A 24,058-nucleotide genomic window follows, 5' to 3' on the forward strand; every position below is an offset into this window, starting at 1 on the left:
CTATCCCAGCAAGTCTTCACGTAGATACGGATTGTTTTTGAGGATACTGCGTGCTCTTGATAATGTATCTCTACCCTTTGCTAGCTCTGGAGCTATACGGGATAGCAAGATCCATCTCAAGCAAGCCAGTGCCTCGAATAGCTCGAAATCATCAGAAGTAAACGACCCCTCATCCATAAATAAAGACTGATATATCGAACCGTTACGTTCACCCGCATAAATCCGCATTAATAGAATCGACCAGGCTGCATCATATCTAGAGTCACCAAGCTGTACATTGGTCCAGTCGATAATGGAATACTTTCCATTCATGTACAGAATATTGCCCAAATTATAATCCCCGTGAATCATGCAGTTGTGACGCATACTCACTTTTGGAACAAGCTGCTCGAGCAAAAGCTTGATGTCCTCATGTTTCTCAATCATCGGAAAGAAGTAACGGACAAAATCATACTTAGGGAGAGAAAGCCCTCTCAATTCTGGAATAGGAAAACGATGTATCTCGTTCAGTTTCTGTACAAGCGTCGACAATATCGATTTGTTCAACTTGTTGAAAGACTGACCGTCATACGGTGTCAGCAAGACCGAATGACCATCCCGATCCCTCCCATAACCAAGCGGTTGTGATACGGCGATCCCTTGAGCGGACAGAATCCGTAATAGATTATACTGCAACGCCACATCTGGCTTGGAATCTCGATTCCACACCTTAAGCACGGCATGATTGTCAGCCATGCTTATTTTTACGACTTCAGCCTCTAGACCGGAATTCAAAGGAGTTATCGTATAGACAGCACTAGGAGTGAATAGAGCATCTATAGCAGTGCCCCCCTCCAGCCAACGAATCTCATTTATCTGATCTATCACCACGCTCACATCCTTCTTCACTTCTATAGCCTGGCATGATGATAGGATTCGCCATCCATCTCAATAGTTCCTACCTTTCTGAATCCGGTCTACTCCTTCCTATAGTAACGCAGATTCCGCCGTACATTCGATCAACCAGCAATCTCTGAATTGCCCTTCATGCAGCTCATGCTCCTTGAGCAGCTTCTTCTTGACGAATCCGCACTGTTCATAACAAGCAAGAGCCCTTGCGTTCCAGGCTTGCGGGTCCATGACCACTTTAGCCGCTTTGCGCTGATGGATTAAGTAATCCCGCATCGAGCTGACCAGCTTCTTACCGATGCCTCTATTCCAATAACCCGGGTCACCAATAAATTGATCCGTTCCATAGATGATCCCGTCTGCATTGGTATACCCATATTCTAGTCTGGAATCCTCCTTGAGCGGGTAGAATTGGATGTAGCCGATCGCTTGGCCTTCATATTCAACAATACATCGCGTCTCGTCATCCTCCAGATAGAAATGCTCCCTGACCATTTCAAGATCATGTGGTCGGTCACGCCCCTCATAGTATTGAAGTACTTCCGGATTAGACAGCCAGTCTGCAAGAAGCTGCTGATCTGCCTCTGTAATAGAGCGGACCGTGATCTTGCCACTTTTATAGATCATGTCTAACCTCCATTTGATTCTCTTGGATTAGCATTTCGCATACGTATCATAGAAAAATTTGTAATTGTAGAAGCAAGAATAGCATCCTTTAAAGGATGGAGATTCGGAGTAAAGCGCAGTTCGATATCATAAGACAAGAGCTGATCCACCAAATCCTGGATGGGCTCAATATGAAGCGGCCGTACCGTCTCCCTAGAGACATAGTAACCAGCAACTGCATCCATAAGTTCAAATCCATTATCCGCGAAGCAGTATTTGTATATTCCGAGCCTGCATCATACGCTCCAGCCAGCCTTTCTCCACAACAACGATCGTATTTGCCACCGTTTGCGAGAAGAACTTCTCTCGGTCAGCCTCACTGACCTTTTGAGAATTTGAATATATAATGCGTGGACATTCTCTGGGAAAAAGGTAATTTATCAAATGCTTCTCATCCATCGCCCATACGACTGGCGGCAAATCCGGCCAAGCCTCGGCTTTCCTTGGAACAAATACTTCTATATTACTCTCTTCACTGATATGATAAAGCAAATGATCGCGCTCCTTGCTAAAATCTAGATTGAAGATGATTGATATTGATCATTGAGACATTGCTTGGCATTAATGATTGGGAGCCGCCTCAGGATTTGTCATTAAATTGGTCTTTCAGAGACTAGCCACGTTTTGGCCTCTTCAGGATCCATATAGAATGAAATATTCATTTTGAGCTTTGCTTTCCGAATTCCCCTCTGCAGCCTCCAACGATGAAAGCCCGATAATCCGACAATGGATAATTTATCAATATGATGGCTTAAATTTATAATATTTTGGATAAATGCGTTGCAGACACCTGGAGTAAATGAAGTTTTGTCAAAATCAACCCATATCTTCAGCCGCCTGTTTACCTGAACGATAAACTCCTCTTCTTTCTGCATTAATTGCAATAGCGCCTGCTCGTCCTTGTATTTGTTCCCATATTTTAGACAGTGAATCTCTCCCCCTTTATAGTAATAGGGAAACGTCGAGCCACCCGGAGATTTCATCATTATCACTCCTTCTCTTGGAACGGCCACTTGCAACTCACCTTTATGATCTAATACCTTTTAGTATCAACTCATGATCCTTCGATAAAATACATTGGAATCGTTCAACTCCAGGGTACTTTTCTCCCAAGCTATGGATTTCGAACCCAATCTTACTGTAGAATCCTATGGCATCTTGATCCGTCTCAGCAATTATTTTAGCTGGATGATAGCTGTGCATATATTCATATCCGTACGTCATCAGGCCACATACATTCAGCCAACAATGACCTCAATATGTTTTTAAATTTATCAATCCGTTCACCTACGCTTACTTCAACTCGATCTCATAAGGTTCTGATTTGATGCTAACCCCGCTGTTTTCCCCACTGCCTGTAATGTGGAACTCAGCCTGAGCCACAATTGTATAAATGCCGGGCCGCTCAAGCACGATTTCATTTAATTTCGTGCTGATATGTCCACCTCCATCATAGCTGTACTTGCTGTTTGGCTCCAGGAGAACTCCAATTCCAATGTCATTTATCGTGTATGTTCCTCGTTCGATCGGTACTTCGACTCCATCCGGATTATAGACAACATACGTGAACATTGCTGCTCCATGCACAATCTCTACTTCTTTATCACTGTTATTGCATAGCAAGCCTTCAATCTCAAACGCCTCATTAACTTGTATATCCGATGGAATAATCATTTCAACGCTGAACATAGATTCAACCTTATCTGGATTACTCTGTTGTGCATATGGAGAAGCCGTTGAGCCCTCAGAATTATCGGAACTTGCAGGTAAATTCTCTCCGCTTCCACAGCCTGAAAAAACCACTCCTGCAACTATGAGTAAAAGTAATAAGAGGAGAGTGTTCTTCCCCATCTTTCCCCCTCCTTAAGCTAGAGATTTCTTCTATTCTTCTCAGCAATATAAATGTCCAGAGCCTTGATTCCACGATGCGCCAGCTTAATGAACAGGATAAGGCAATAAATACCTAACACCGCGATCAAAAAATAGAATACGATAATTAAAATAGGGAGTATCATCCCTAAAACCGATGCAGAAGTATCCATCTTTAACCTCCCTCTTTCTTCAAAATATTCGTTGTCCCTCCATCCAATTTTCAATATTGTACCATATTTTCCTGTATGCCTCTGCGTATTCTGTAGATCTATCAATGCTAAATTTGTTCTAAGGAAACACAGTATCGCTATTGGGACGAAAATAGGCTCAAAATAAATCTAACGAAACTGGGTATCGCTATTTGATATAAAAAAAGCGTAAACTTCCCCTTTTCGACCCATATAACGATATGGTGTTTCGTTAAATTCCAATTAGCCTTGTTATGGCTAATATAACGCTTCCCAGTTTCGTTAGCAAACTGCTATCACATGCCGAAACGTAGTCTCATGCTCACTCTCCAGTAGATGCCGTTAGACTCCAATTCAAGCATGTACATAAAAAAAGAACGCACCACTTCTACAGCGATGCGTTCCTACTATAATTTTCATTAATACTGCTTTTAGTTCATATATACGGCCTTGCCAGTACGAGCTGATTCGTAAATCGCCTCAAGGATCTCCGAGACAACACAGGCCTGTTCCGGCGTAACGACCGGCTCAAGATCCTGATCGATCGCTTCAATCCACTTACTCATTTCAACGTCGGAGGCATTCTCGGCTTGGCCGTCATAGAAAGCTACCCCGCCGGAGCCAAGCTCGATCTCATTGGTGTACAGACGGCTAAATTTCTCGCCATTAATGCGCAGTCCGCCCTTCATATCCGCACCGGCTTCCGTTCCGCTGAGGCTGCATTTTGCCTCATCCACTTCAAGCGAGTTGAGCGCCCAGCTGGATTCGAGCATCACCGTAGCGCCGTTCTCCATCACGATCATACCAAATGCCGAATCCTCAACAGTAAATTTCTCAGGGTCCCAAGGTCCCCAAGCATTTGCCGCATTCTCGCGCTTAGCCAGTTCATGATACTTCGTACCGAGAACGACCTTTGGCTTGTAATTATCCATCATCCACAGCGTCAAATCGAGCGCATGGGTGCCGATATCGATCAGTGGTCCTCCACCCTGCTTCTCTTCGTCTAGGAATACGCCCCAAGTCGGTACTGCTCTTCTGCGAATCGCGTGTGCCTTGGCGAAATAAATATCCCCAAGCTCCCCTTCCTCGCACAGCTTCTTCATATACCAGCTATCTGCCCGGAAGCGGTTGTTGTAACCAATCGTCAGCTTCTTCCCGCTGCGCTTCGCTGCTTCAACCATTCTTCTTGCATCGGCAGCTGTCTTCGCCATCGGCTTCTCGCACATGACATGATGACCGCTCTCCAAAGCTACGATGGAAATATCAGCATGGGAGTCATTTGGGGTCAGAACATGGACAATATCAAGCTGCTCTTCTGCTAGCATCTCTTTATAATCCGTATAGATCTTCGCTTCTGGCGTTCCGAATTTGGCCGCAGCTTCCTCCGCCCGCTCAGGAATAATGTCACAGAATGCGACCATTTCTACATTTTCCAGCTTGCTCAGGCTTGGCATATGCTTGCCGTTGGCAATACCGCCACAACCTACGATTCCGATCCGGTATACTTTACTCATATATACTCACCCTATTCTTAGTTAATAGCTTGCTTCCATTTGCGATAAGCTGCAGGCGTCATGCCGAAGCGTCTGCGGAATACGGAATGCAGATAGGTCGCATTCGAGAAGCCCTCGGTCTGAGCGACCTGCTCAATCGGCATACTGCTCTCCTCCAGTCTGCGGCAGACAGCTCGCAGCCTGATGTCTTCAACTATTTTACTAAATGGACGGTTCTCATCCATGCTTCTGAACACCCTCTGCAATTGCCGGGCACTAATATTCAGCTTCTCGGCTACGTTGTCCAGGGTCAAATTGTTCGTATAGTTCGCTTCAATATATTGAATAGCGTAATGGTAGCGATGCTCCAGCATATCGCGGATCGGCGCCTCGGCACCGGTATCGCCCGAGTCCCAAGCCCTTGCGGCCTTAAGCAGAATGCTGATAACAGACTGCTTGATCGAGGTGTAGAAGCCCCGATACTTCATATCCGCTGCCTCATAAGCCTCAAGGAAGCAGTGCATCGCATTATGGGTATCCTGCGTTGGCTTGTGTGGCAAATGGCGCAGCTTCTCGATACATTCTTCCGCTTCGGCTGCCTCCCATGGGTCCACGTCACTCTTAAATCTAGGGACTATATCGACATGGAGACATAATTCATCCATCGCCTCTTCGGGCGACGCCTCCTGATAGTGCATCACGCCGGGCCCCGTTAAATAGAACATACCCTCAGCCAAGGAGTAAGGGGTATCCTCAAGAATAACTGCTCCCTTGCCCCTTGGGATGAAGTGGAATTCGAACTCAGCGTGATTGTGGAAATCAATAAACCGCCCGGCGTCAAACGACGTTAAATGAAATCGTAGAACACGAATTTCATAATGACCCCATGAGACGATGATCTCCAATCTCTCCATCATGTCCTTCTTCTCGAACATGACTTCATACGGAAATGAATTCACTAGCCTGGGCTCCATATTCTACTCGCCTAGCTGCTCGGGCTGCACTACACGGCCTTCCTTAGCCGAACGATTTGCCGCCTCCATCAGTCTGGTCAACTCCAGAGCTATGCTGACATTCTCATCAGCCTGGGTATCCTTCTGAATATGCTGCACCCACTGCTCAAATGCACTCTCGCGATCGCTTCCGGTTGGCCGCTCATGCCAAGCTTCTCCAAGCTGATCACGGTTACTTCTGATCCGCAGCGTCTCATCCGGCGTTCCATACATCAGTGTTCCTTCCGTCCCATGAACCTCGATAGAGAATGGAGAATGGCTATTTACAAACCCCGCCTCAACGACACCGATCGCTCCCGAGGCTGTGTACAGACTAACGACGGCGTTATCTTCAACTTCTTTGCCTGTAATATAGCCGAAGTTTGCGCTTACGCCAGTAATCTCCTGGTCCAGGAATAGACGCGTCAAATACATCGGGTGACAGCCCAGATCGATCAACGCCCCGCCAGCACATTGCTGCAAATTATAGAAGTGCTCTGGCAGCCAACCAGCAATAGCACCGTTATGAGATAGACGAACGCGCACATAAGTGATCTGACCTAACAAGCCCTGCTTCAAAATTTCCTGAATAGCCAGCGTATAACCATCATTCAAGCGTGGCAGTGAAACCGTCAGCTTCACTTGATTACGCTCGATCACTTTCAAAATTTGTTCCGCTTCCTGAACAGTCGGAGCCAGCACCTTCTCCGTGAAAATATGCTTGCCTGCATTTGCAGCAGCGGTAATTATCTCTTCATGTCTATCGGTTGGAGCATCTACAATAACTGCATCGATTTCCGGATTGGCCAGCATTTCATCAAGCTTCGCATAATAGGGAACCCCTTGTTGTTCAGCCGCTTCCCGGCCGCGTTGCTCATTTTCGTCCCAAACTGCTGTGATCTCTGTGTCTGGGTGCTCCTGGGCTTGGCGTGTATAATCCCAAGCGTGAACATGCCAGTAACTAGCCTTGCCTATTCGAATCGTCATCTATTCCAGCCTCCCAAGTATATATAATTTCCTGACATCTAGTTATTAAGTTACCACAATAAACCGTTGTTTTTAAGTCAAAGTATACGACAATTATATATAATATCGCGACAAAGTTATACCAACTATACATCATCATACTGTACAAAAAAACAGATCAGGTGGGAGCCATCCACCTAATCTGTTTACTTTACTTCCTTCTATACTGTGCTAGATTATCTATCCTTAGGATTATTACTTCATGAGGTTAATAACCTGTCTTCCCACGGCTTGGCCAGCGAGGACGGTCGTCAATGCCTCTGATACCCGTTCCAGTGGAAGCTCAGTGACTCCTTGAGCGAGAGCCGTCTCCGGCTTCCATTCACCAGCTAGCTGCTGCCACAATTTTGAGCGCAGCGGCATTGGACATAGCACCGAATCGATGCCAAGCAGATTCACCCCGCGCAGGATGAACGGAAATACCGTAGTGTCAATTTTATTGCCTCCAGTTAAGCCGGAGATGGCAACCGATCCGCCGTATTTGATCTTCTTCAGTACTTCACCTGTCACCGCACCACCCACAGGATCAACGACAGCAGCCCATTGCTCCTTGGACAGCGGCCCTTTCCCTCCAGCAACGGCTTCCTCGCGGCTAATGACCTCAGCGGCGCCGAGCGCACGCAATTTCTCACTGGCCTGCACTTTTCCTGTGACGGCGATAACATGGTAACCAAGCTTGCCTAGAATGGATACCGCCATGCTTCCAACGCCACCAGAAGAACCAAGAACTACAACCGGACCGAAGTCAGGCGAGAGTCCGTTCGCAATGAGTCGCTCTACCGATAAGGCTGCTGTGAAGCCAGCCGTGCCGATAGCCATCGTCTCCATAGGCGTCAGCCCCTCAGGTACCTTCACCAGCCAATCCCCAGGTACACGGGCGATATCCGCCAGTCCTCCGTCCTGGCTTACGCCAAGTCCGTAACCGGTGCACAGCACGAGATCCCCTGGCTGATAACGACTGTCGATCGACTCTAACACTTCACCGGCCAGATCGATTCCCGGAGTGATCGGGTAGCTTCGTACTATTTTCCCATCCGGAATGCTGGCCAGTCCATCCTTATAGTTGACACTCGAATAGTGAACTCGGATCGTTACGTCCCCATCAGGAAGGTCCGCGATCCGGATCGTCTCTATACCCGTCCGAAATCCCTGATCGTCCTGATTAACCCGAAAAGCTCTATATGCTTGCTCCATCCTATTCTCCTCCTTAGATCAATCTTGGAAAAGTAAATATTAGCTATAATCATTTATTACTATCTTACAACAATTAAAGCTGAAGACTGAAATATACCAGCTCATTGTGGCATATTTCAATCTCCAGCTCCATGCTTTACTTCATATCGTTATGGAATAATTCCCGTTATTACAGGAGAGGATTCTCATGCTTGGCCTTCAGAATCTGCCAGCGACGATCCACTTCCTGTTCGAATCCAGCTAACGCTTCGGCATTTTCAGGCTTAAGCAGATGACGCGTCTTACCCATTGTCTTCAGCCAATCCGTAAGTGGAACCCGCTTGTTCTTCTCCTCTGGATCGTAAGTAATCGTGGTCTGTCCATGCTCGACCTCATACAACGGGAAGAAGCAGGAGTTTACCGCTGCATCCACGATGTTCGTGCCTTCATCATCCGGAGTTATCCAGTTCAATGGGCACGCGATCAGAATCTTGCCATAGACGAGTCCTTCATTTTGCGCATACCACTGTGCTTTGGCAGCCTTCTTCACCAGATCCTGCGGATACGCTTCACTACCGGTAAACACATAAGGGATATTCGTCGCCGCCATAATTTGCGCCGTATCTTTATGATGGAATACTTTACCCTTCTGCACCGAACCGATATTCGAAGTCGAAGTACGATGTCCGAGCGGTGTAGAGTAGGAAAGCTGGGCACCTGTGTTCATATAACCTTCATTATCATATTCGACAATGATCATACGATGTCCGCGCAATGCTGCGCCAATCGCTGGTCCCATACCGATGTCCATGCCGCCGTCGCCAGTAACCATAACGAAGGTGAAATCATCCTGCAGTCCTAGTTCATCCAGTTCACCTCTGCGCTTGCGCTCCCAGAACATCTCAACTACGCCAGACAGCGTCGCTGCCCCATTCTGGAACAGATTGTGGATATAGGTTGCCTTATGTGATGAATACGGGTAACCCGTCGTAACGACCATCGCACAGCCTGTATGGAACAACGCCACTATGTCGCCCTCAATCCCCTTGAAGAACAACTCCAGGCCAGAGAATATACCACATCCCGGACAAGCGCCATGCCCAGGGGCAATCCGCTTCGGCTTCTTCGTCAAGGCCCGCAGTGGTGGAATCCGTACGCCGAGTTTGCCGGTCTCTTCATTCATTTTCACCTGAATCAGACCGGTCTTGAGATCCTCGAACTTCATCGGCTTCAGTACACGTTGAGGTTCTTTGCTCTTATCCCCAGGAGTATGTCCGTAGTAATCAAATGGTACTTCCACTTTATTCTTCTCAGCTGCTTCAATCGCCAGTTCGAACAGCTTATGTCCGTCTTCAGCATAGAACTCTTTGCCGCCAAGGCCGTAAATACGACTGATCACTTTCGTTGAGTGATTGCCGTAAGTAAACAGAGCCGCCTTGATCTCATTCACCATATTACCGCCATGAGCACCAAAGGAATCAGCACGGTCGCCAACTGTGATTGCCTTGACATTCTTGAGCGCTTCAGCAATTTGCTTCTGCGGGAACGGGCGGATCATATTCGGCGCAATGGAGCCCGCCTTGATGCCTTGCGAACGCAGCTCATCAACGACATCCTTAATGATCTCCGAAGCCGAGTTCATGAGGAATACAGCAACCTCAGCATCCTCCATCCGGTACATATCAAGCATTTGATATTCGCGACCTGTAAGTTCCGCATATTCGCCAGCGATTCTCTCAAATACTTTCTCGGCATTATACATCGCTTCCGATTGCTGATATTTATTATTGATATAATCCGGTTCATTCATATAAGGTCCAACCGTGATCGGATGGTTGCGGTCCAGCGTATCCGGAAAGCCTGCCGGTGGAGTCTCTCCTACAAATTTCAGTACATCCTTACTATGTGCGAACGTGCGAACACGACGCTTCTGGTGGGATGTGAAATAACCGTCCGAAGCGACCAGAACAGGCAATCTGACCTCTGGATCCTCAGCAAGCTTAAGCGCCAGAATATTCATGTCATAGACAGCCTGCGGATCGCGGCACATTAGAATAGGCCAGCCTGTATTCAAGGCAAAATACAAATCCGAATGGTCGCCATGAATATCGAGTGGACCTGATATAGAACGGCAGACCAAGTTCATGACCATCGGGAAGCGGGTGCCGGATTGCACGTTCATCTGCTCCAGCATATACATATAACCGTTCGCACTCGTGGCATTAAAGACACGACCGCCTGCCGTGGAAGCACCATAGCAGATCCCGGCCGAGCTATGCTCACCGTCAGATGGAATCAGCTTGATATCATGCTGTCCATTCGCCTTCATCAAATCCAGAAATTGCGCCACTTCTGTCGATGGTGAGATTGGAAAATACCCCATGATATGATAATTAATCTGATGGGCGGCATATGCTGCCATCTCGTTACCGGATTCATATACGATCCGTTCTTCCACCTTGGCTAATCTCTGTTCCTTCTCCATATTGATTGCCATCAATGTTACCGCCTTTCTGTTTCAGATTTATTGAATGGCCAGGTCGAATAAATGCGGAACGCGATGCTCCTCTGCATAGCCTTCTTCTTCACGAGCTTTGGAGAGCGCGTCTGTAGGACAAGCATGAATACATTTCAGGCAGCCTTTGCAATATTGATAATCGATGCCCTTCAGAAACATCTGTGGTCTGCCCTTCTTATCCGGAAGTTCTTCCCAGACGAAGCAATTATCAGGACATACATTGTCGCACTGGGCGCAATGAATACAAGAAGCAGCCTCGAAATGCGGCATCATCCCTGAACGGGAAATGCTCAAGTCCTTCAAAATACTATTGCCCGGATTTGAGATAATACCGCCGATAGGTTGTGTCTCGTAGCCAAGCACCGGCGTGTCCATCCGTACAAATTCCGGCATGCTTGCTCCTTCCGGAAGATCGAATGTCTCGAACGTTACTTCCTGATAGCCTCTCTCAAAGGTAGCCAAAGCCGGTGCAACCGTCTGAGGATACTTCTTCTCCAGCGACTTGCGGATAACATCCTTCATCGTCTGCGGATCAAGGAACGGACAGAGTCTGAACATAGCCCCCAACATAGCCATATTTACGCGGTTCTTCTCTTCGAGCGCGATGCCCGTAGCATCGACCACTGCGATCGTTCCGCCGATTAATTTCATTTTCTCTTTTAGCTCTTGTGGAGTTTTCGTTGAATTAACAAGAACCGTGCTATCTTCATATATACCGCTAATTACATTTACGGTCTTGGCAAGCGCCTCCTGAAATATTCCAACAATATGCGGACGCTCTACCGGTGAGGTATCCCGGATCGGAGTATCCAGATCACAGAAGCGGATATGCGCCTTAACTGGCGACCCCTTCTTCTCCGAACCATAAGACGAGAAGCTGACTCCGTTGAAGCCTGCTCCTTCTACGCCAGCTTCCGCCAGCATTTTGCCAGCCAGATTAGCGCCTAATCCCCCAATGGATTCCAGACGAATCTCAAAAAATCCAAGCTTATTCTTTTTCGGTAACTGTGCCACGTCATAGCTCCCTTCTTCGCAAATTGCGAGATCATAACGACGTTAATCAGTAATTAATATCATAGAAAAATAGACCTTACTTAATTTTTCAATCTATCACAGAAGCAGTGTGACGAATGTAACAAATGTCATATGGACAATCTCATTTTGACCTTTTTACTGGAATTGTCACAAAATTTAAGTATTGTCGAATTTCGTCCCTTAAAAATCGATTTTTGCGCTTTCCCGAGAAATAATTCAATGGCATGCAAAAAAGACTGCCGCAAGCGAATACAACGCCTGCAAGCAGCCATAGAATATAAATAGATTATTCCTCTATTATCTCATGTACACTAAGCCGTTCCTCAATCATTCTCTGCCGAAGCTCCCACGCCTCCTGACTTAATCTGACGCGGTAGATTTCCGGATTTAACTTGCGTAGGTATTCCGGCCAGAACATGTCGACTTGCTCTTTATGATAGGCTTTAATCTCTTCCAGTGTAGGCAAGTCATAGACTAATTCCCCCTGCTCAAAAATCGGTTGAAGCATTGGAATCGCCTCATAGTTCTTCACGGACTTCTTAATATATGGATGCACGGGATCGAACAGTCGTAGATTGCCGCCCGTCCGGGCCTGCTGTTCATGCGGGAAACAGACGTAATCGGCGATGCATTTGCAGCTCTCCTTGCTGACAATCCGCAGTACATCCTTCTTGCCTGGTGAAGTAACCTTCTCCGGATTGCCAGAGATCTTGATCGTTGGCTCCATCAAGCCGTTATACTCGCGCTCCACCAGCTTATACACTCCGCCGAGCGCCGGCTGGTCTGCTGCCGTTATGAGTTGTGTCCCGACTCCCCAGGAATCGATTCTGGCCCCTTGCGCCTTCAAGTTAAAGATCGTATTCTCGTCCAAGTCGTTGGAGGCTACGATCTTCACGTAAGGGAGTCCAGCATCATCCAGCATCTTGCGTGCCTTAATAGACAGATAGGCAAGGTCGCCGCTATCAATACGGATGCTGCCGAGACGTTTGCCAGCCTCTTCAAGCTTACGTGCCGTCTTGATTGCATTCGGTACACCGCTCTCTAGCGTATCGAACGTATCAACTAATAGCGATACTTGATCCGGCAGCGCCCTGGCATATATATCAAATGCCTCTTCCTCGGAATCGAAAATCTGTACCCAGGAATGCGCGTGCGTGCCTTTGGTCGGGATACCGAATACTTTACCAGCCAACAGGTTCGATGTCGCATCAAATCCTGAGATATACGTGGCTCTTGCTCCCCAGATCGCCGCATCGGCTTCCTGAGCACGTCGTGTTCCGAACTCCATCAAGATATCATTCTCAGCCACCCGCTTAATGCGAGATGCCTTCGTTGCGATCAGCGTCTGGAAGTTCATGAAATTAAGCAACGCCGTCTCCACAAGCTGCGTCTCCATAATTGTGCCTTCCACGCGAATCAGCGGCTCATTCGGGAAGCATAGAGCCCCCTCTTTAAAGGAATAGATATTGCCACTAAAGTGGAAGCTGCGCAGCAGGTCCAGGAACTCAGGCTGATAATTCTCCTCCTGCGTTGCCAAATAGGTGAGGTCCTCTTCCGTAAATTTCAAACTGGATATATAGTTCACAATCCGCTCCAACCCAGCAAACACCGCATACCCATTTCCGAACGGCAACTTGCGGAAGTAAGCTTCGAATACGGTTTGCTTCAGATGGGTACCATTCAGCCAGTGTGCATAGATCATATTGATTTGATACTTATCCGTATGTAACGCCATATCTGTACAGTACATGGTCCTCGTCCTCTCTATCAATCCTGATGACAAAAAAGGCAGCAGGTGAAATACTCCCTCTGCCCTATTATAAAACTAAGTGTAAATCGATAACTGAGGTGTAAAATCCGTAAACCGGTAGAGCTGAGCTGGACGCTGTGAATATTGGTTGGACAACATCGGCTTGCCGTTCTCGTCGTGAACCTCTTCCAGAATCCCCTGCCTGCTCCGCGTGGAGGTGATTTTACGAATAAAATTGAGCTCAGCAAAATCTGGTACAACCGTCTGAATCACCTGATACAGTTCACCGAGCGTAAAATGCGGTGGCAGAAACTGCTTGGCAATTGTCGTATGCAGCATTTGCTGCTGTATTCTTAAATAGGCATCCTGCAATATTTCACGATGGTCAAAAGCCAGCTGTAGCTCATCAAGCGCCTCGCGCACCGGGAACAGACCCACTTCCTGGGCATCATCCGCAGCTTGCCGCTTCTCGATCACCCATTCCTCAACCAATGCGAAGAAAGCGTGTGAAATAATCCACCCACGAGGGTCGCGGCCTGGCTTGCTGTAGACGCCGAGATATTCCAGGTGATGTCCGTCAACTCCGGTCTCTTCCTTCAGTTCTCTTCTCGCCGTCTCGTACAGCGATTCATCCTCCTGGCAAAATCCCCCCGGCAATGCCCATGCACCCGCAAACGGCCAGCTTCTTCTGCGAATCAGCATGACCTTCAGATCAAACCTTGGCAAAGATTTGGTCGAAGCCTTTCTCTCCTGACGGGTTAAAGTAAACATCACGATATCCGCCGGAATTCCGTCCGGTGTGCGATATTTCTTAACCTCCATCACGCCCTTGGCCCTCTCTTGCTCTTGTTCTTTACTCATCACGATCACCATCACCACATCAGTCATAATGATAACGCCCTTTTAAGGTAGTTCAAAAGTCCACTTTTGATCACGAAGTCAATCAAGAAGTAACTCGGCATCGAATCTTGAATTCAACCGGGCCTAGGCAGATGCTTACGAAGTTATGTTTCCTACGGAAACATCTCAGGTGCTCACGTACCTACTACGTACGCTCCACTCCTCAGTCCCTAAGCTTCATCCAACCTTCTCGGTGCTGAATACTGGCATTTTGAACATTTATTTGAACAAATATTTATATATCATTCTACCCTAAGGACGAAAATAAAAATAATAGAAAATCCGTATTTATATTGATCTCGTTAAAAATTAACAAGATTAAATGTAATTCTTCTGTCAATAGCTTCTTACATCAATCGACTTATTCGCGAGGCAAACGGAATGTTCCAGTAGCTACGCAGCATAGTTCATCATTGCTGTCACGAACTTCTGCGCGGCAGGTCATAGTACGAAAAGTCTCGTGTACAGGATAAGCATAGGTTCTGATGGCCCCCGCCTTAGCTGCATGCAGAAAATTAACATTCAGATGCGTCGTTACACCCAGACGTCCCTTAATTGCGCCTACCAGGGTTCCCATCGCTTGATCCATCAGCGAGGACAGAACTCCTCCATGCACGATGCCAACATAGTTTAAGTGCTTCTCCTGGATCACCAGTTCCAGCTCCACACATTCTTTATCAATCCGATTGAATTTCATGCCCAAATTGCCTGAGAAGCTCATTTGCTCCTTCAGCATAATTTCTGACCAATCCATGAATCGCTACCTCCTTATTTTCTATGTATTTTTCTCTTCAAGGCGCCGATTCAGCAATCAATAAAAAGGTGCGGAAGCACACTTCCGCACCGACTTATTACGTCATTAATCTCCATAGCCGGAAGTCGTTGCCGGCTCTCCGCTTCCTGTCTCTACATTTACCTTCTGTGACACAGTATCGCTTATTACCGAAATGACAAGCTGCAGCAAATAGTTGATATCACTCTGGCTTTGCTGAAAATCAGTAACGAGTGGAATATTGTCTAATTCATCCTGCAATGCTGAAATTTCAGCTTCGATCTTATCCACCATTGCTTTGTTCTGAAAGCTCTCGAATGCTACGATTTCTTTCTGCTTCTTCTTAATGGCGCTAATTAAACTTTGCACCTTTTCATGCTTCTGAATTTGCTGCTCAGCTTTCTTAAATTGTTGAACTTCCTCGCTAGTGCCGATCAAAGCGGCCAATTCCTTCGCTTTTGCCATAATATCTTCGCGAATAACCATATCTCGGGAATCAAACTTCGGAATGCCACAATCGGTCTGCTGTTGATGTTGCTGCGTCAAGGTTTTCCCTCCTTATCATATGCCTTCGGTTAGTAGAGTTCTTATTCGTTCAGGCGAATTTCATCGCCTAATTAGGACACGGAAGTAACGCTCTCCGGTAAGATATTCCCCTTAATATACCAGGTCATAGGCTCTGTGATTTCTACCATGACGAATTTGCCGATCAAATCGGTGCTTCCTTCAAAATGAACAAGCTTGTTCGTTCTCGTGCGACCGGAGAGAATATTCGAATTCCGTTTGCTCTCCCCTTCAACCAGCACTTCAACGATTTCACCGCGAAGCGCATCATTAAACTTGCGACTGTATTCGTTGATCGTATCATTCAGCCGCTGAAGTCGCTGCTTCTTCACTTCCATCGGTACATTATCTTCCATAACCGCAGCCGGTGTACCTTCCCGCGGTGAATATATAAATGTAAATGCCGAGTCAAAACCGACTTCACGAACTAAGGATAGCGTCTCCTCGAACTGCTCATCCGTCTCCCCTGGGAAGCCAACGATGATGTCCGTTGTCAGCACTGCATTTGGAATTGCGGCCTTAATCTTCGCAACGAGCTCCAAATAGCTCTCTCGAGTATATTTACGGCTCATCTTCTTCAGTACAGCACTGCTACCCGACTGCACCGGAAGATGAATATGCTCTACCAGATTGCCGCCCTTCGCCAATACTTCAATCAGATGATCATCGAAATCGCGCGGATGCGAAGTCGTGAAGCGAATGCGCGGAATGTCGATCTTATGGATGTCATCCATTAAATCCCCGAATCTATAATCGATATCGGTAAAATCCTTGCCGTAAGCATTCACGTTCTGACCAAGCAGCGTAATCTCCTTGAATCCCTGCCGTGCCAGTTCTCTCACTTCAGCAATGACATCCTCTGGCCTGCGGCTTCGCTCCTTCCCTCGTGTGAATGGAACAATGCAATATGTACAGAACTTATCACAGCCGTACATAATGTTCACCCAAGCCCGCATGCCTTCGCGTTTCTTTGGCAGGTTCTCGATGATGTCGCCTTCCTTGGACCAGACCTCGACCACCATCTCTTTACTAAACAGCGCTTCCTGAATCAAATAAGGCAGACGGTGAATATTATGCGTACCGAAGATCATATCTACAAAACCGTGCTTCTGCAGGATCCGTTTCACAACGCCCTCTTCCTGTGACATACAGCCGCATACGCCGAGCAGTAAATCCGGCTTCTCCATCTTCAGCACTTTCATATGACCAAGTTCACCGAATACTTTGTCTTCAGCGTTCTCACGGATCGCACAGGTATTGTACAGAATAATGTCCGCTTCCTTACGATCCTCCGTAGGCTGATAACCCATCTGCTCGAGAAGACCCTTGATCGTCTCACTGTCATGCTCGTTCATTTGGCAACCAAACGTATAAACCATATAGTGCTTGCCGAGTCCAATATGCCGAAGCTCCTCCGGTACCATATTGTCATATAGCACTTTGATCTCTTCCTTGCCACGCTGTTTCTCAATACGGCTGTTCGGTTCCGACAAGATTTGGATCTCTCGTCCGCGGATTCTGATCTTCTTCCCTCGTTCGTCCTCCGAGATGACTTTAGCGTCCGAAAAATCAAAATACTTGGAGTAATCCTTGGTTTCTTTAGCCACGGTGTCGGCTCACTCCCTTTTACAATCTATGTGTGTACCCAAGAGGTTCAGCAACCTTATAAAAATGCATTACACTAAATTATAACATGATTTATAGTGCTTATCTACCTGGGTTCCCGTGAAAAAGTCCCATTTCCTGTGACGGATAAACCTGTCAATACCGCGCATGGTGATTCGCCCAAGGCATGCTTTCCATTCCACGAAAAAGAAACCTCGTTCTGATACGAACGAAGCTTCTCTTCATTATTTTTAGCTATTAAAAACCTTTATACTGCGGCTCTTCTTGCTCCAACTGTTTTACGCGTGAATCTAATTGAGTTACAATTTGCTGAGTTTGCTCAGCAGCACTAGTGAACAGTTGCTTGGCTTGCTGGTTCTGTGTGCTGAGTGCAAACGTCTCAAGGCTAGCCTGAGCGCTTTTCAAGGAAGCTACAGTTGTCTTCACTTGGGATGCTACGGTCAATTTGTTCACCACCTTATTCAGATTATCAATTGAACAAGCATTAATTTAGCCATATTCACTCGGACTGATGCATCTCTGCCTCTTGCCATATTTTGTGTTAGTAAAAAAACGCAAGATGCGCATAATTGGGATACAACGAATGTTCAAAAGTCTAATAAATGAATGTCAATTTGTGATGCATGCTGAAAGGAGCTTCTCGTTATGCCCGTGTGGTTGGAAATCATCGTCAGGACTTTATCGGCCGCTTTTGTCCTGTTCCTTATGACCCGTTTGCTTGGCAAAAGACAGCTATCGCAATTAACCTTCTTCGAATATGTTACGGGGATAACAATAGGAGACTTGGCAGCCTTCTTATCCATTAATCACGATCAAGATTGGTACATCGCGCTTGTCGCTATTGTGACCTGGTTCTTCATCTCCCTAGGAATCGAGTTTCTGCAGATGAAGAGCAAGAAAGCGCGAGACGTGATCGACAGCAAGGGTACAGTTCTTATTAAGGACGGTAAAGTCCTTGAAGACAATCTGAAGAAAGAAAAATTGACCAATGAAGAACTGATGGAACAGCTTCGGAGAAAGAGCATATTTAAGTTGTCCCAAGTTGAGTATGCCGTCATTGAACCGGATGGCCAGGTAAATGCCTTACTGAAGGATGAGTATCAGCCGATAACACCGGCGCATCTAGGAATTAGAATCCCGCCTGAAGTTGAGCCGCAAACGGTCATCCTCGACGGCAAAATGATGGACGAACCTTTGGCGACGGCTGGATTAAGCCGACAATGGCTAAATACCGAACTGGAGAAGCAGGGAGTAACCCTCGATAACGTCTACGTTGGCCAAGTCGATGGGTACGGTCAGCTCTATGTTGACCTGTATGATGATAAAATCAAGATTCCACAGCCGCAGGAGAAGCCACTGCTCCTGGCAACACTCAAAAAATGCCAAGCGGATCTGGAAATGTTCGCCCTCTCAACAGAGAATGAGACGAACAAGCAAGTATACACGACCTGCTCCGAGCAACTGCAGCTCATCATAGATGATACGAGGCAACTGTTGATACAACAATAAAGGAAGTGGGTAATATGGCTAAAGCAAAAAATAAAAAGCTTACACCTACGCAGCAACAGTACCAGCGTCTGGCTTCATCCATGGAGCCTAAACGACCGGTATTCAAGAACTGTCTGCGTGCTTTCTTGGTCGGTGGGGTCATCTGCCTACTCGGTGAGTGCATTCGTCAGGCATTTATCACTTTTGGAGGATTCGACGAGAAGGCGGCCTCCAATCCAACGGTCGCGGTCCTCGTTCTGATCGCCGTTATTCTGACGTGCATGGGCGTCTATGACAAAATCGCACAATGGGCCGGGGCTGGCACGGCCGTACCCGTCACCGGATTCGCCAACTCGATGACCTCGGCAGCACTTGAACATCGCGCAGAAGGAATAGTTCTCGGGGTTGGCGCCGGCATGTTCAAGCTTGCAGGTTCCGTCATCGTATTCGGTACCTTTGCCGCGTTCATCGTTGGTTTATTCTACGCTATCTTCATTCCTGATTTTGCTGGAGGAGGTCACTAATCATGCTACAAGGCCATCAAAGCTGGGTGTTCGAGAATAAGCCAACCATTATAAGCAGCGCCACGATTGTTGGGCCGTTCGAGGGACAGGGGCCTCTGGTCAATGACTTCGATACCATTCATGCTGATCTGTACTTAGGACAAGAGAGTTGGGAAAAGGCAGAGAAAACTTTGCTTGAAGAGTCTGCCAGCAAAGCCATTGAGAAGGCTGGGCTGACGAAAGATCAGATTCAGTTCTACTTCGGCGGCGATTTGATGAACCAGATCATCAGCAGCAGCTTTGCAGCTCGGACGCTCAATATCCCTTATCTAGGCGTATTTGGGGCCTGCTCCACTTCAATGGAGAGCCTCGCTTTGGCAGCATATATTGTGAACTACAACGGTGCCAAGTATGCGCTTGCCGGAACCTGCAGCCACAATGCCAGTGCGGAGAAACAGTTCAGATATCCGACGGAATACGGCTCGCAGAAGCCGCCAACTGCGCAATATACAGTCACGGGTTCAGGATCAGCGGTCCTGTCGTTAGAAGGCAGCGGTCCGAAAGTAACTTCCGCGACAATCGGTCGCGTCATCGATATGGGAATTACCGACCCCTTTAATATGGGAGCTGCAATGGCACCAGCAGCAGTAGATACAATCCAGGCTCACTTCCGTGATATGCAGATTGAGCCTTCGCACTATGATCTGATCGTCACCGGCGATCTATCTAAAGTTGGCTATGAGATCGCCAAGGAACTGTTCAAACGCCACAACTTTCCGATCGACCAGACAGACTATCAGGACTGCGGAATGATGATCTACAATTATGACAAGCAGAATGTTCAGGCTGGGGCAAGCGGCTGCGCCTGCTCCGCTGTTGTAACTTACGGCCATCTGCTGAACCGTATGAAGCGCGGAGAGCTGAAGCGACTGCTTGTCGTTGCTACCGGCGCTCTTCTTTCCCCCCTCTCCTTCCAGCAAGGAGAGAGCATTCCATGTATCGCTCATGCCGTAGCGATCGAAAGCAATTAATTCAAGCCTGCAAAATTCTCCCTGCAAATTAATAAAGGGTCTCGCCGATCTGTACGATCGAGCGAGACCCTTGTCTATAATAACTGATGATTAATCTACGATTTCTGCAGTATCGCCATTCTTGGCTCCAGCAGCATTCGCTTCATCTGTATCGATATGCATATCAAGTGCGAAGGAATCCGATACACGCGCGATGACATTTTCCATAGTCATACCGCGTTCTCCGCCGAAGCGAACCTTCAGCAAATCTTTATCCTTGATGCCCCATTTCTCTGCATCGGAAGTGTGGAAGTGGATATGACGGGCTGCTACGATAACGCCTTGCTCCAGCTCAACTTCGCCAGCAGGACCCACTACTTTAATACCAGGTGTTCCGTCAATCTTACCAGATTCGCGAACCGGAGCCTTAACACCGATTGCGAAGGAATCCGTACGGGAAATTTCCAATTGGGATGCTGGACGAGCAGGTCCCAGAATACGTACTTTGTCAAACTGGCCTTTCGGTCCAACGACAGCTACTGTCTCGTTAGACGCGAATTGTCCTGGTTGGGACAATGGCTTGAACTCAGTAAGCTGATAGCCTTGTCCGAACAAAGCTTCAATATGCTCTTGTGTTAAGTGAATATGACGTGCTGATACGCCGACAGGTACAGTCTTGCTCATTTTGTAAACACTCCTCGTTTTTTCTCTATCACGGGTGTGACGTTCTACATCGCCCCCTATTATACACCTTTTTCACGTAAAAAGAAAAAGATGTCCGTAAATTACGAACATCTTTTTCGCCAATTATCTGAATTCTGCAACAAGATTGTCAAACTCAGTTTCGCTTAATGCCAGTGGTTGATTCACAAGCGGCTCTGGCTTAAAGCCATGTACCAGATCCTCATAGCACTTCTTGTCTTTGTTCTGATAGATCAGACCAGTAATCATGCTACCTGTATCCATCAACGTCGTCATTGCCAACGTGCGGTTGCTAGGATCATAATCCGGCATCGTGTCGAGATTTGTAATATGTTCTTTGAACCAATCGTATGTGTTCACCTTGTTAAAGGTTACGCACGGGCTGAATACGTTGATTAACGAGAAGCCTTCATGCTGGATGCCTTGTTCGATCAAGGAAGTCAGTTGCTTCAGATCGCTGGAGAATGATTGGGCCACGAAAGTCGCCCCTGCTGAAATCGCCAGCTCAAGCGGAGATAGCGTCGATTCAATCGAACCTTCCGGCGTGCTCTTCGTCTTGAAACCCTCACTACTACGGGGTGAAGTTTGCCCCTTCGTCAGACCATAAATTTGATTATCCATAACGATGTAAGTCATATTAATATTCCTGCGGATCGCATGGATCGTATGCCCGATACCGATCGCGAAGCCATCACCGTCACCGCCTGAAGCGATAACCGTTAGATCACGGTTAGCCAGCTTCACGCCTTGTGCGATGGGGAGGGCACGGCCATGAATGCCATGGAGACCATACGCGTTAATGTAACCAGAGATCCGTCCGGAACAGCCGATCCCTGAGATTACAGCCAGGCTCTCTGGTTCGAGTCCCACATTCGCTGCAGCGCGCTGAATCGCGGCCTGCACTGAAAAATCTCCACAACCTGGACACCAGTTAGGTTTGATATTGTTACGGAACTCCTTAAAGGTTGCCATTTTGTACCAACTCCTCGTGCGGTTTATAGCCGGCGGCCTTTGCGCATTCTTCGAATACTTCCGAAGGCAGGAACGGACTGCCATCATATTTCAATGCATTCAGAATTTTATCATGGTTGCCGCAATGCAGCTTCATCAGGTTCGCCAATTGGCCCGTCGCATTATTCTCAAATACGAGAACCTTCTTCGCCTTCTGAATTTCCGGAAGGATTAATTCCGTTGGGAACGGATGCATTTGGCGTACCGTCATATGGTTTGATGTCACTCCTTCACCATTCAGGCGAAGACGAGCTTGATCGATTGTTCCGCCAGTTGAGCCCATGCCTACGATCAGAATATCAGGCTCAGCATGCGGGGAATGCAGATGAATCGGGTTCGTAATCTTCAGTTCGTCCAGCTTGCGCAGTCGTTTATCCATCATTCTCTTCCGGTTGACTGTCGACTCGGATGGACGTCCGGCTTCATCATGTTCTACACCAGTAACATGGTGAATGCCATTCTTCTCACCAGGCAATACCCGAGGAGAAATACCATTGTCCGTAACCGCATAACGGTTAAACATACTCTTATCTTCGCGTTCCGGAATATCCTTCACGATATAGCCGCGTTCGATTTGAATCTTGTTATAATCAAGCATTTCACAGGACTGCTTGCCCAAGGATAATTGCAGGTCAGTAGCCACGATAACCGGCACCTGATACTTCTCAGCCAGATTGAACGCTTCAACGGTATCATAGAAGCATTCCTCGATCGAGCTCGGTGCAATGACGATCTTCGGAATTTCGCCATGCGTTCCGTAGATCAAAGCATTGATATCGCTCTGCTCCTGCTTTGTTGGAAGCCCGGTACTAGGGCCGCCGCGCTGCGTATCGACGATAACGACCGGCGTCTCGGTCATCCCAGCAAGTCCGATCGCCTCCATCATCAGCGACAAGCCAGGGCCCGCTGAAGCAGTCATAGAGCGTACACCAGCATAGTTCGAACCGATAGCCATCGTAATGGCCGCGATTTCATCCTCTGTCTGAACGACAGTACCGCCAAACTTAGGCAATTTCTTAATCAAATATTCCATAATTTCAGAAGCCGGTGTAATCGGATAAGCACTCATGATTCGGCAGCCTGCCGTAAGCGCACCGAGCCCGATCGCATCATTACCGATCATGAACAGTTTCTGCTTACCGTCAGCTGGTTCCAGCTTGAAGTTATCAAGAGGTCCCCCGGCGAGCTCCAGTACAAAATCGGCACCGCGTTTCACCGCTTCGATATTTTTGTCCACAATAGCTTGACCCTTACGGCCAAATTCCTCTTCAACCGCTTTGTTAAATACTTCAAGCGGCAATCCCAAGAGGGCCCAAGAAGCGCCTGAAGCAACCATATTCTTCATGAGCGAAGTGCCCAGTTCCTCAGCAATGCTCGTAATTGGAACAGGGAATAGCTTCGCATCGATTCCTTCAGGAACAGACGGATTAAACTTGGCATCTGCAACAATGACTCCACCGCTGCATAGCTCATGCGCATTCAAATCGATACTTTCTTGGTCAAAAGCGACTAAGATGTCCAAGTCGTCGGAAATAGCTCGAATCGGCTTGGTACTAATCCGGATTTTGTTGTTCGTATGACCACCTTTAATACGCGAGGAAAAATGACGGTATCCGTACAAATAATAACCAAGTCTATTCAAGGCTGTCGAAAAAATCCGGTCCGTACTTTCAACCCCTTCGCCTTGCTGTCCACCGATCTTCCAAGACAATTGACTAATCAAGATCGCCCACCCCTTTAATCGTATCGCACTATAAAAGATATAAAATTAAAATAATAATAGCACTCCCAGAACGTCGACATGTTAACTATCACATTTTTCCGCGACACTTGTGAACATTCTGTTTCAGAGTCATGTCAATTTTATGTCGAAGACATATA

25 protein-coding genes are annotated in these 24,058 nt (G+C 47.3%); 3 read left to right on the top strand and 22 right to left on the bottom strand.

The genetic code is table 11. From position 1 onward, the window contains the following. The 19 genes from ABD014_RS13520 to ABD014_RS13605 form a co-directional block, all read right to left on the bottom strand. A complete protein-coding gene (locus ABD014_RS13520) occupies positions 1–867 on the bottom strand; it encodes a phosphotransferase family protein (protein ID WP_343861836.1) in 867 nt (288 codons plus the stop codon). A 99-nt stretch (positions 868–966) separates the two neighbouring features. After that, on the bottom strand, positions 967–1,515 hold the full coding sequence (locus ABD014_RS13525) for a GNAT family N-acetyltransferase (RefSeq protein ID WP_343861838.1): 549 nt from the start codon (positions 1,513–1,515) through the stop codon (positions 967–969). Between the two features lie 2 nt (positions 1,516–1,517). Beyond that, positions 1,518–1,739 (bottom strand): DUF6886 family protein, encoded by a 222-nt coding sequence (locus tag ABD014_RS24880; RefSeq protein WP_379340234.1) that lies wholly within the window; start codon positions 1,737–1,739, stop codon positions 1,518–1,520. 13 nt (positions 1,740–1,752) lie between these two features. Continuing rightward, positions 1,753–2,046: a DUF6886 family protein gene (locus ABD014_RS13530; protein ID WP_343861840.1), complete on the bottom strand. Its 294-nt coding sequence runs from the start codon at positions 2,044–2,046 to the stop codon at positions 1,753–1,755. Between the two features lie 101 nt (positions 2,047–2,147). Continuing rightward, positions 2,148–2,567, bottom strand: coding sequence for a hypothetical protein (locus tag ABD014_RS13535; protein ID WP_343861842.1), 420 nt, complete (start codon positions 2,565–2,567; stop codon positions 2,148–2,150). Positions 2,568–2,847: 280 nt separating this feature from the next. Next, complete coding sequence (locus ABD014_RS13540; protein ID WP_343861844.1) at positions 2,848–3,405, bottom strand: hypothetical protein; 558 nt, start codon at positions 3,403–3,405, stop codon at positions 2,848–2,850. 17 nt (positions 3,406–3,422) lie between these two features. After that, the gene (locus ABD014_RS13545) at positions 3,423–3,596 is read right to left on the bottom strand and encodes a hypothetical protein (protein WP_343861846.1); all 174 of its coding nucleotides are present in this window, start codon (positions 3,594–3,596) and stop codon (positions 3,423–3,425) included. A gap of 449 nt (positions 3,597–4,045) precedes the next feature. Then, entirely contained in the window at positions 4,046–5,128 is a 1,083-nt protein-coding gene (locus ABD014_RS13550; protein WP_343861848.1) for a Gfo/Idh/MocA family protein, read from the bottom strand. A 17-nt stretch (positions 5,129–5,145) separates the two neighbouring features. Continuing rightward, positions 5,146–6,066, bottom strand: a complete 921-nt coding sequence (locus ABD014_RS13555; RefSeq protein ID WP_343861850.1) for an AraC family transcriptional regulator — start codon at positions 6,064–6,066, stop codon at positions 5,146–5,148. An 18-nt stretch (positions 6,067–6,084) separates the two neighbouring features. Beyond that, the gene (locus ABD014_RS13560; protein WP_343861852.1) at positions 6,085–7,086 is read right to left on the bottom strand and encodes a Gfo/Idh/MocA family protein; all 1,002 of its coding nucleotides are present in this window, start codon (positions 7,084–7,086) and stop codon (positions 6,085–6,087) included. Between the two features lie 234 nt (positions 7,087–7,320). Continuing rightward, complete coding sequence (locus ABD014_RS13565; RefSeq protein ID WP_343861854.1) at positions 7,321–8,319, bottom strand: acrylyl-CoA reductase family protein; 999 nt, start codon at positions 8,317–8,319, stop codon at positions 7,321–7,323. A 169-nt stretch (positions 8,320–8,488) separates the two neighbouring features. Continuing rightward, positions 8,489–10,795 (bottom strand): thiamine pyrophosphate-dependent enzyme, encoded by a 2,307-nt coding sequence (locus ABD014_RS13570; RefSeq protein WP_343861856.1) that lies wholly within the window; start codon positions 10,793–10,795, stop codon positions 8,489–8,491. A gap of 27 nt (positions 10,796–10,822) precedes the next feature. Continuing rightward, positions 10,823–11,830 (bottom strand): 2-oxoacid:acceptor oxidoreductase family protein, encoded by a 1,008-nt coding sequence (locus tag ABD014_RS13575; protein ID WP_343861858.1) that lies wholly within the window; start codon positions 11,828–11,830, stop codon positions 10,823–10,825. Positions 11,831–12,137: 307 nt separating this feature from the next. Continuing rightward, positions 12,138–13,601 carry a nicotinate phosphoribosyltransferase gene (locus tag ABD014_RS13580; protein WP_343861861.1) on the bottom strand — a complete coding sequence of 488 codons (1,464 nt, stop codon included), beginning with the start codon at positions 13,599–13,601 and terminating at the stop codon, positions 12,138–12,140. Positions 13,602–13,676: 75 nt separating this feature from the next. Beyond that, positions 13,677–14,462, bottom strand: coding sequence for an NUDIX domain-containing protein (locus ABD014_RS13585; protein WP_343862130.1), 786 nt, complete (start codon positions 14,460–14,462; stop codon positions 13,677–13,679). A gap of 400 nt (positions 14,463–14,862) precedes the next feature. After that, a complete protein-coding gene (locus tag ABD014_RS13590) occupies positions 14,863–15,255 on the bottom strand; it encodes a PaaI family thioesterase (protein ID WP_343861863.1) in 393 nt (130 codons plus the stop codon). 105 nt (positions 15,256–15,360) lie between these two features. Further along, complete coding sequence (locus tag ABD014_RS13595; protein WP_343862132.1) at positions 15,361–15,759, bottom strand: YlbF/YmcA family competence regulator; 399 nt, start codon at positions 15,757–15,759, stop codon at positions 15,361–15,363. A 131-nt stretch (positions 15,760–15,890) separates the two neighbouring features. Next, positions 15,891–17,444: a tRNA (N6-isopentenyl adenosine(37)-C2)-methylthiotransferase MiaB gene (gene miaB, locus ABD014_RS13600; RefSeq protein WP_343861866.1), complete on the bottom strand. Its 1,554-nt coding sequence runs from the start codon at positions 17,442–17,444 to the stop codon at positions 15,891–15,893. Positions 17,445–17,700: 256 nt separating this feature from the next. Continuing rightward, positions 17,701–17,907, bottom strand: coding sequence for a DUF1657 domain-containing protein (locus tag ABD014_RS13605; protein ID WP_251407099.1), 207 nt, complete (start codon positions 17,905–17,907; stop codon positions 17,701–17,703). Positions 17,908–18,108: 201 nt separating this feature from the next. Between ABD014_RS13605 and ABD014_RS13610 the strand changes: the two genes are divergently transcribed. From ABD014_RS13610 to spoVAD, 3 genes are read left to right on the top strand one after another with little or no spacing between them, the layout of a single operon-like run. Next, entirely contained in the window at positions 18,109–18,972 is an 864-nt protein-coding gene (locus ABD014_RS13610; RefSeq protein ID WP_343861869.1) for a DUF421 domain-containing protein, read from the top strand. Between the two features lie 14 nt (positions 18,973–18,986). Next, positions 18,987–19,475 carry a stage V sporulation protein AC gene (spoVAC, locus tag ABD014_RS13615; RefSeq protein ID WP_343861871.1) on the top strand — a complete coding sequence of 163 codons (489 nt, stop codon included), beginning with the start codon at positions 18,987–18,989 and terminating at the stop codon, positions 19,473–19,475. A gap of 2 nt (positions 19,476–19,477) precedes the next feature. After that, the gene (spoVAD, locus tag ABD014_RS13620) at positions 19,478–20,485 is read left to right on the top strand and encodes a stage V sporulation protein AD (protein ID WP_343861873.1); all 1,008 of its coding nucleotides are present in this window, start codon (positions 19,478–19,480) and stop codon (positions 20,483–20,485) included. Between the two features lie 90 nt (positions 20,486–20,575). On the opposite strand, the gene pduL is transcribed toward spoVAD, so the two are convergent. The 3 genes from pduL to ABD014_RS13635 form a co-directional block, all read right to left on the bottom strand. Further along, entirely contained in the window at positions 20,576–21,148 is a 573-nt protein-coding gene (gene pduL / locus ABD014_RS13625) for a phosphate propanoyltransferase (RefSeq protein ID WP_343861875.1), read from the bottom strand. 123 nt (positions 21,149–21,271) lie between these two features. Next, on the bottom strand, positions 21,272–22,138 hold the full coding sequence (locus ABD014_RS13630) for a 2-oxoacid:ferredoxin oxidoreductase subunit beta (protein ID WP_343861877.1): 867 nt from the start codon (positions 22,136–22,138) through the stop codon (positions 21,272–21,274). Next, positions 22,125–23,900: a 2-oxoacid:acceptor oxidoreductase subunit alpha gene (locus ABD014_RS13635; RefSeq protein WP_343861879.1), complete on the bottom strand. Its 1,776-nt coding sequence runs from the start codon at positions 23,898–23,900 to the stop codon at positions 22,125–22,127. The genes ABD014_RS13630 and ABD014_RS13635 overlap by 14 nt, the downstream gene beginning before the upstream one ends. Positions 23,901–24,058 lie beyond the last annotated feature (158 nt).

The organism is Paenibacillus motobuensis (assembly GCF_039521865.1).
In the GTDB taxonomy this organism is placed as follows: Bacteria; Bacillota; Bacilli; order Paenibacillales; family Paenibacillaceae; genus Fontibacillus; species Fontibacillus motobuensis.